The sequence below is a fragment of the Kineococcus aridisoli genome (assembly GCF_050871885.1).
Lineage (GTDB): Bacteria > Actinomycetota > Actinomycetes > Actinomycetales > Kineococcaceae > Kineococcus.
In genome coordinates, this window is record NZ_JBJLSF010000027.1 from 42746 (window position 1) to 50035 (window position 7290).

A 7290-nucleotide genomic window follows, 5' to 3' on the forward strand; every position below is an offset into this window, starting at 1 on the left:
TGCCGCCGCCGCCGCCCGGCGGGGAGCTGCAGGACCAGTCCAGGGGGGACTTTGAGCATCAGCGACGCACCCGGAGCCAGGACGGACCGGGGGGAGCTGGAGGACCGGCTCCTCGGCACGTCACCGGCGGACGACCACACCGACGCGGCGCGCCGCGAGCGGCTGCTCGTCCCGCGCCAGCGCACCGCGCTCGGCCTCACCGAGCGCACACCCGCCTGGCAGCGCACCTACGTGCAGAAGATCGTCGCGGTGGACGCCCTGGCAGCCGCCTTCGCCGCGTTCGTCGGCTTCTTCGCCCGCTTCAACGACTCGCCCGCCGACCTGTCCACGACCTCCGGGCGCGCCGTCGTCGCGTGCGCGGTGCTGCTGCCGGTCATCTGGGTCATCGCGATGGGTGCGCTGCGCACCTACGAACCCCGCTTCCTCGGCGTCGGCTCGGAGGAGTTCCACCGGGTGCTCACCGCGGCGCTCGCCGTGGTGGCCCTGGTGGGCACCAGCTCCTGGGCCTTCGACCTGGAGATCGCCCGCGGCTACGTCGTGGTCGCCTTCCCCATCGCGACGCTGCTCACGCTCGTCGGCCGCTACGCCACCCGCCAGCACCTGCACGCCCAGCGAACCCGCGGCGAGGCCGGCCAGAGCGTCGTCGCCGTGGGCCACCGCGCGGCCGTGGCCGGCATGGCCCGCCAGCTGCACCGCGCCAGCTACCACGGCATGCGCATCGTCGGGGCCTGCGTGCCCGGCGGCAAGGGCACCGCGGCCGAGGACGCGGAGCTGCGCGAGCTCGGCATCCCCGTCATCGGCAGCCTGGACGACGTCCGCCACGCCGTGACCAGCGTGGACGCCGACGTCGTCGCCGTCACCGCCTGCCCCGAGCTCGACGGCCCCGGCCTGCGCCGGCTCGGCTGGGAGCTGGAGGCCACCCGCGCCGACCTCGTCGTCGCGCCCGCCCTCACCGAGGTCATCGGCCCGCGCGTGGCCATCCGCCCCGTCTGCGGCCTGCCGCTGCTGCACGTGGAGCGCCCCGAGCTGGAGGGCATCCGCCGGCTGGCCAAGACGACCGTGGACCGCGTCACCGCCGGCCTGGCGCTCGTGGTGCTCAGCCCGCTGTTCCTGGTCCTCGCCGTCCTCATCAAGGTCGACGACCGCGGCCCGGTCTTCTTCAAGCAGCAGCGCGTCGGCAAGGACGGCAAGACCTTCCCGATGTTCAAGTTCCGCTCGATGGTCTCCGACGCGGAGAAGCGCCTCATCGACCTGCGCGACTCCACCGACGGCAACGGCGTGCTCTTCAAGATGAAGGTCGACCCGCGCATCACCCGCGTGGGCCGCGTCCTGCGCCGCTACTCCATCGACGAGCTGCCCCAGCTCATCAACGTCGTCCGCGGCGAGATGTCGCTGGTCGGCCCGCGCCCGCCGCTGCAGAAGGAGGTCGACGCGTACGGCTCGGACATGCGCCGCCGCCTGCTCGTCAAGCCGGGCCTGACCGGTCTGTGGCAGATCAACGGCCGCTCCGACCTCGACTGGGACGAGTCGGTGCGCCTGGACGTGCGCTACGTGGAGAACTGGTCCTTCACGTTCGACTTCATGATCCTGTGGAAGACGGCCGGCGCCGTCCTGCGCGGCCGCGGCGCCTACTGAGGCGACGCCCGGCCCGCCGGACCGGTGGACGCAGAGGGCCCTCCCGCACCGCGCGGGAGGGCCCTCTGCGTGCGTCGGGTCCCTGCGTCGGGTCCGTGCGTCAGGGCTGCTGCTCGAAGGGGGCGGCGACCCGGCGCAGCAGCGTCGCCAGCGCCCGCCGCTCCTCGCGCGCGAGGACGCCGAGCATGCGGTGCTCGGCGTCGACGAGGTCGGCCAGCGCCGCGTCCACGACGGCGGTGCCCGCGGCCGTCAGGCGCACCCGCACGCCCCGGCGGTCCTCGGGGTCGGGGCGGCGCTCGACCAGACCGCGCCCGGCCAGCCGGTCGACCCGGTTGGTCATCGTGCCCGAGGTCACGAGCGTCTGGACGACCAGCTGCCCCGGGGACAGCTCGTGCGGGGCGCCGGCGCGGCGCAGCGCCGAGAGCACGTCGAACTCCCACGTCTCCAGCTCGTGCGCGCTGAAGGCGTCGCGGCGCAGCCGGTCCAGGTGGCGGGCCAGGCGGGCCACCCGGGAGAGCACCTCCAGCGGCTCGACGTCCAGCTGCGGGGTCTCGCGCCGCCACGCGGCGACGATGCGGTCGACCTCGTCCGCGGCCTCGCGGGCAGTCGTGTCGTCCGGAGCAGCCACGTCCGGAACCCTAGGGCCTCGGCTCCCCGCCCCGGTCGTCCGCAGCGCCGGGCCCGCGGTGCCCGTCGCGGGCGCGCGAGGACAGCCGCGGTTCCTGCTCCAGGCCCGTCAGGCCGTTCCAGGCGAGGTTCACCAGGTGCGCGGCGACCTCCTCCTTGCCCGGCTCGCGGGTGTCCAGCCACCACTGGCCGGTCACGGCGACCATGCCGACGAGCATCTGCGCGTACATGCCCGAGCGCTGCGGCGCGTACCCGCGGGCGGCGAACGCGTCGACGAGCAGGTGCTCGACCTGGCGGGCGATGTCAGAGATGAGGCTGGCGAAGCTGCCGGTCGTCTGGGCGACGGGGGAGTCGCGCACGAGGATGCGGAAGCCGTCGGTGGAGGCGTCGATGTAGTCCAGCAGGGCCGTGACGGCCCGCTCCAGCAGCGTGCGGGGGCTGCCGCGACCGGACAGGGCGGTGGTGATGGCGCCCAGCAGCGCGGAGATCTCGCGGTCGACGACGACCGCGTAGAGCCCCTCCTTGCCGCCGAAGTGCTCGTAGACGACCGGTTTCGACACGCCCGCCTGCGCGGCGATCTCCTCGACGGTGGTGCCCTCGACGCCCTTGGCGGCGAACAGGCGGCGGCCGACGCCGATGAGCTGCTCGCGCCGCTCACCACCCGTCATGCGGGAGCGGGAGCGTCCCGTCGGGTCCGGCGTCACGGCACCATCCTGCCCTGCGGGGCGCCCGGCTGCGCCGACCGGGTGACCACCGGGCGGCGACCGGGCGGCGACCGGGCGGCGACCGCCTGATCGCGGGGCCCCGGCGGTGCCTGGCAGGATGGGCGGGCAGCAGCTGTCCCGGGTGGTGTAACGGCAGCACGGCGGGTTTTGGTCCCGTCCAGTAGGGGTTCGAATCCTCTCCCGGGAGCACCGGCCGCTGCCCGTGGGGGACGGGGGGCCGCCGCCGGGCCGTTATCCTCGGCTCGTCCGCCTCGACGCAGACGAGGCCACCGCACCGAGCCGCGAGGAGCGCGCCCCGCGTGACCACCCCCCAGTCGCCAGCCGCCGTGATCGTCCTCGCCGCCGGCGAGGGGACCCGGATGAAGTCCGCGGTGCCCAAGGTCCTGCACCCCCTCGGTGGCCGCCCGCTGCTCGAGCACGCCCTGCGCGCCGCCCGCGCCACCGCCCCCGACCACCTCGTCGTCGTGCTGCGCCACCAGGCCGAGCGCGTCGGGGAGGTCGTGCGCGCGGGCCACCCGGACGTGCTCACCGCGCTGCAGGACGAGGTGCCCGGCACCGGCCGCGCGGTCCAGTGCGGTCTGGCCGCGCTGCCGGACGACCTCGCCGGCACCGTCGTCGTCACCTACGGGGACGTGCCCCTGCTGAGCGGGCGGACGCTGTCCGAGCTCGTCGCGGCGCACGCCGCGGGGGCCAACGCCATGACGGTGCTCACCGCGCAGCTGCAGGACCCGGCGGGCTACGGGCGCGTGCTGCGCGACGCCGACGGGGTCAGCGCCATCGTCGAGCACAAGGACGCCACGCCCGAGCAGTTGGCCGTGCGCGAGGTGAACTCCGGCGTCTACGCCTTCGACGCGGCCGTCCTGCGCGCCGCGCTGGCCCGCGTCGGGCGCGACAACGCCGCCGGCGAGGTCTACCTGACCGACGTCCTCGGCCTCGTGCGCGCCGACGGCGGCCGCGTCCAGGCGCTGCCGCTGCAGGACGAGTGGGAGATCCGCGGGGTCAACGACCGCCTGCAGCTGGCGCAGCTGGCCGCCGAGGCCAACGCGCGGACCCTGCGGCGCTGGATGCTCGCCGGGGTCAGCGTGGTCGACCCCTCGACCACCTGGATCGACGCGGACGTCGTGCTGGAGCAGGACGTGACGATCCGCCCGGGGGTGCAGCTGCACGGCACCACCCGCGTCGCCGCGGGCGCCGTCGTCGGGCCCGACTGCACCCTCACCGACGTCGAGGTCGGGGCGGGCGCGGTCGTGGAGCGCACCCACGGCTCCTCGGCCGTGGTGGGGGAGGGCGCCTCGGTGGGCCCCTTCGCCTACCTGCGCCCGGGCACCCGCCTGGGCGCCGACGGCAGGATCGGCACCTTCGTGGAGACGAAGAACGCCTCGATCGGGCGCGGCTCGAAGGTGCCGCACCTGTCCTACGTGGGTGACGCGACGATCGGCGAGCACTCCAACATCGGGGCCGCCTCGGTCTTCGTGAACTACGACGGGGTGAACAAGGCGCGCACCACCGTCGGCGACCACGTCCGCATGGGGTCGGACAACATGTACGTCGCGCCGGTGACGGTCGGGGACGGCGCCTACTCGGGCGCCGGGACGGTCATCCGCAAGGACGTCCCCGCGGGGGCGCTGGCGATCAACGTCGCACCGCAGCGCAACCTCGAGGGGTGGACGCTGAGCAGGCGTGCCGGGACGGCGGCTGCGGAGGCGGCCGCACGGGCGCAGCAGCGGGAGGCGGCCGCCGCGGCCGCCGCCGCGGACCAGGGCAGCACGGGCACGACAGAGGGCAGGGAGAACCAGCGATGACCGGCATCACCACCACCGGCGAGAAGCGGATGGTGCTCATCTCCGGGCGCGCGCACCCGGAGCTCGCGGAGGAGGTGTCGAGGGAGCTCGGCGCCGAGCTGGTGCCCACGAGCGCCTACGACTTCGCGAACTCCGAGATCTACGTGCGCTTCGAGGAGAGCGTCCGCGGCAGCGACGCGTTCGTCATCCAGAGCCACACGGCGAACGTCAACCAGTGGATCATGGAGCACCTGATCATGGTCGACGCGCTCAAGCGCGCGTCGGCCAAGCGGATCACCGTGGTCGCGCCGTTCTACGGCTACGCCCGCCAGGACAAGAAGGGCCGCGGCCGCGAGCCGATCTCCGCGCGCCTGATCGCGGACATGTTCAAGGTCGCCGGCGCCGACCGCCTCATGTCGGTGGACCTGCACACCGCGCAGATCCAGGGCTTCTTCGACGGCCCCGTCGACCACCTGTGGGCGCTGCCGATCCTCGCCGACCACGTCGGCAAGCGCGTGGACCGCTCGAACATCACCATCGTCTCCCCGGACGCGGGCCGCGTGCGGGTGGCCGACCTGTGGTCGGACCGCCTCGGCGCCCCGCTGGCGATCATCCACAAGCGCCGCGACCCCAACGTGCCGAACCAGGTGAAGGTCCACGAGGTCGTCGGCGACGTCGAGGGCCGCACCTGCGTCCTCGTCGACGACCTCATCGACACCGCCGGCACGATCGTGCAGGCCGCCGAGGCCCTCAAGGCCAACGGTGCGGCCGACGTCATCGCCACCGCCACCCACGCGGTCCTGTCGGGCCCGGCCGTCGACCGGCTGAAGAACTCGCCGATCTCCGAGCTCGTCGTCACCAACACCCTGCCCATCCAGCAGTCGCAGCAGTTCCCGCAGCTGAAGGTGCTCTCCATCGCGCCGCTGCTGGCGCGGGCCATCCGCGAGGTCTTCGACGACGGGTCGGTGACCTCGCTGTTCGACGGCCACAGCTGAGCCGTCCGCTCCCGCGGCGCGGCCGCCGCCCGACCGCCCCCGAGCCCTCCCGGCTCGGGGGCGGTCGTGCTGCCGGGAGCGGGTAGACTCGGGTCCGGTTGCCTCGGCGAGGGCGGCGCTCCGGTGCCGCCGTGATCGACGCGGTGGACGCGTCGGCGCGCCCTCCCGGGGCCTTGAGCACCACCACCCCGAGACCCGAGGAGCACCACCGTGGCCGAGACCAAGCTGTCCGCCGAGAAGCGCACCGCGTTCGGCAAGGGCGCCGCCCGCACCATCCGCCGCGCCGACAAGATCCCCGCCGTCATCTACGGCCACGGCGAGGCGCCGCTGCACGTGACCCTGCCCGGTCACGCGACGATGATCGCCCTGCGCGCCTCCAACGTCCTGCTGTCCGTGGACGTCGAGGGCCAGTCGCACCTGGTCCTGCCCAAGGACGTCCAGCGCGACCCGATCAAGGGCTTCATCGAGCACGTCGACCTGCTCGTCGTCCGCCGCGGCGAGAAGGTCACCGTCGACGTCCCCGTGCACCTGGAGGGCGAGGCCGCCGCGAACACCGTCGTGCAGCAGGAGCTGACCACGGTGTCGCTGGAGGCCGAGGCCACCGCCATCCCCGACGCCGTCACCATCTCCGTCGAGGGCCTCGAGGCCGGTGCGCACGTCGCCGCCTCGCAGATCGCCCTGCCCGAGGGCTCCTCGCTGGCCGGTGACCCCGAGCAGCTCGTCGTCGTCGTGACGGGCGCCGCGACCGCCGCGCAGGCCGAGGCGGAGCTGGAGGCCCTCGAGGCCGAGGCCGGCATCGTGCGCGACGAGCCCACCGAGACCACCGAGCCCGCCGCCGACCAGTCCTGATCCACCCGCTGCAGGAGGTCCTGGTCCGGTGAGCGGCGCCTGGCTCGTCGTCGGCCTCGGCAACCCCGGGGCCGAGTACGAGCGCACCCGGCACAACGTCGGGCAGATGGTCCTCGACGAGCTGGCCTCGCGCACCGGCGGCTCCTCCAAGCGCCACCGCTCGGGCGCCAGGGTCGCCGAGGTCCGCCTCGGCGTCCTGCCCGGCGGTGCGCCGGGGCCGCGGGTCGTGCTCGCGGCCCCGACCTCGTACATGAACGTCTCCGGCGGCCCCGTCGCCGGCCTGGCGAAGTACTTCGACGTCGACCTGGAGCACCTGGTCGTCGTCCACGACGAGCTGGACGTGCCCTTCGGGGCCGTCCGGCTCAAGCGCGGCGGTGGCGAGGGCGGCCACAACGGCCTGCGCTCGATCACCAAGTCGCTCGGCGGCAAGGACTACGCGCGGGTGCGCGTGGGCATCGGCCGCCCGCCGGGGCGGCAGGACCCGGCCGACTTCGTGCTCAAGGAGTTCTCCACCACGGAGAAGAAGGACCTGCCGTTCCTGCTCGCGGACGCGGCGGACGCCGTCGAGGAGCTCGTGGTCAAGGGGCTCGAGGCGGCGCAGCAGCGCTTCCACGCACCCGCCTGAGCGGACGGCGACAGCACGACGACGGCCGGCACGGGAGATCCGTGCCGGCCGTC

7 protein-coding genes and 1 tRNA gene are annotated in these 7290 nt (G+C 74.3%); 6 read left to right on the forward strand and 2 right to left on the reverse strand.

Going from position 1 to position 7290, the window contains the following annotated elements:
* Nucleotides 1–162: 162 nt before the first annotated feature.
* A complete protein-coding gene (locus ACRYM2_RS09795; RefSeq protein ID WP_432521853.1) occupies nucleotides 163–1635 on the forward strand; it encodes a sugar transferase in 1473 nt (490 codons plus the stop codon).
* Nucleotides 1636–1735: 100 nt separating this feature from the next.
* Here ACRYM2_RS09795 and ACRYM2_RS09800 read toward each other — a convergent pair whose 3' ends face one another.
* A complete protein-coding gene (locus ACRYM2_RS09800; RefSeq protein ID WP_432521844.1) occupies nucleotides 1736–2263 on the reverse strand; it encodes a MarR family winged helix-turn-helix transcriptional regulator in 528 nt (175 codons plus the stop codon).
* A gap of 10 nt (nucleotides 2264–2273) precedes the next feature.
* Nucleotides 2274–2930 (reverse strand): TetR/AcrR family transcriptional regulator, encoded by a 657-nt coding sequence (locus tag ACRYM2_RS09805; protein ID WP_432521854.1) that lies wholly within the window; start codon nucleotides 2928–2930, stop codon nucleotides 2274–2276.
* 172 nt (nucleotides 2931–3102) lie between these two features.
* Here ACRYM2_RS09805 and ACRYM2_RS09810 point away from each other — a divergent pair.
* The 5 genes from ACRYM2_RS09810 to pth all read left to right on the forward strand — a co-directional run bounded on the left by ACRYM2_RS09810 (nucleotide 3103) and on the right by pth (nucleotide 7237).
* Nucleotides 3103–3174 (forward strand) — tRNA-Gln (locus ACRYM2_RS09810).
* Nucleotides 3175–3286: 112 nt separating this feature from the next.
* Entirely contained in the window at nucleotides 3287–4789 is a 1503-nt protein-coding gene (gene glmU / locus ACRYM2_RS09815; protein WP_432521846.1) for a bifunctional UDP-N-acetylglucosamine diphosphorylase/glucosamine-1-phosphate N-acetyltransferase GlmU, read from the forward strand.
* Entirely contained in the window at nucleotides 4786–5763 is a 978-nt protein-coding gene (locus ACRYM2_RS09820; protein WP_432521847.1) for a ribose-phosphate diphosphokinase, read from the forward strand. The genes glmU and ACRYM2_RS09820 overlap by 4 nt, the downstream gene beginning before the upstream one ends.
* Nucleotides 5764–5973: 210 nt before the next feature.
* The gene (locus ACRYM2_RS09825; protein ID WP_432521849.1) at nucleotides 5974–6612 is read left to right on the forward strand and encodes a 50S ribosomal protein L25/general stress protein Ctc; all 639 of its coding nucleotides are present in this window, start codon (nucleotides 5974–5976) and stop codon (nucleotides 6610–6612) included.
* A gap of 28 nt (nucleotides 6613–6640) precedes the next feature.
* Nucleotides 6641–7237: an aminoacyl-tRNA hydrolase gene (gene pth / locus ACRYM2_RS09830; protein WP_432521851.1), complete on the forward strand. Its 597-nt coding sequence runs from the start codon at nucleotides 6641–6643 to the stop codon at nucleotides 7235–7237.
* Nucleotides 7238–7290: the final 53 nt, after the last annotated feature.

What these genes read in the sequence shown, in the direction of transcription:
- ACRYM2_RS09805 (WP_432521854.1), bottom strand. Translation starts at nt 2,930, where the DNA reads ATGACGGGTGGTGAGCGGCGCGAGCAGCTCATCGGCGTCGGCCGCCGC.
- ACRYM2_RS09820 (WP_432521847.1), top strand. Translation starts at nt 4,786, where the DNA reads ATGACCGGCATCACCACCACCGGCGAGAAGCGGATGGTGCTCATCTCC.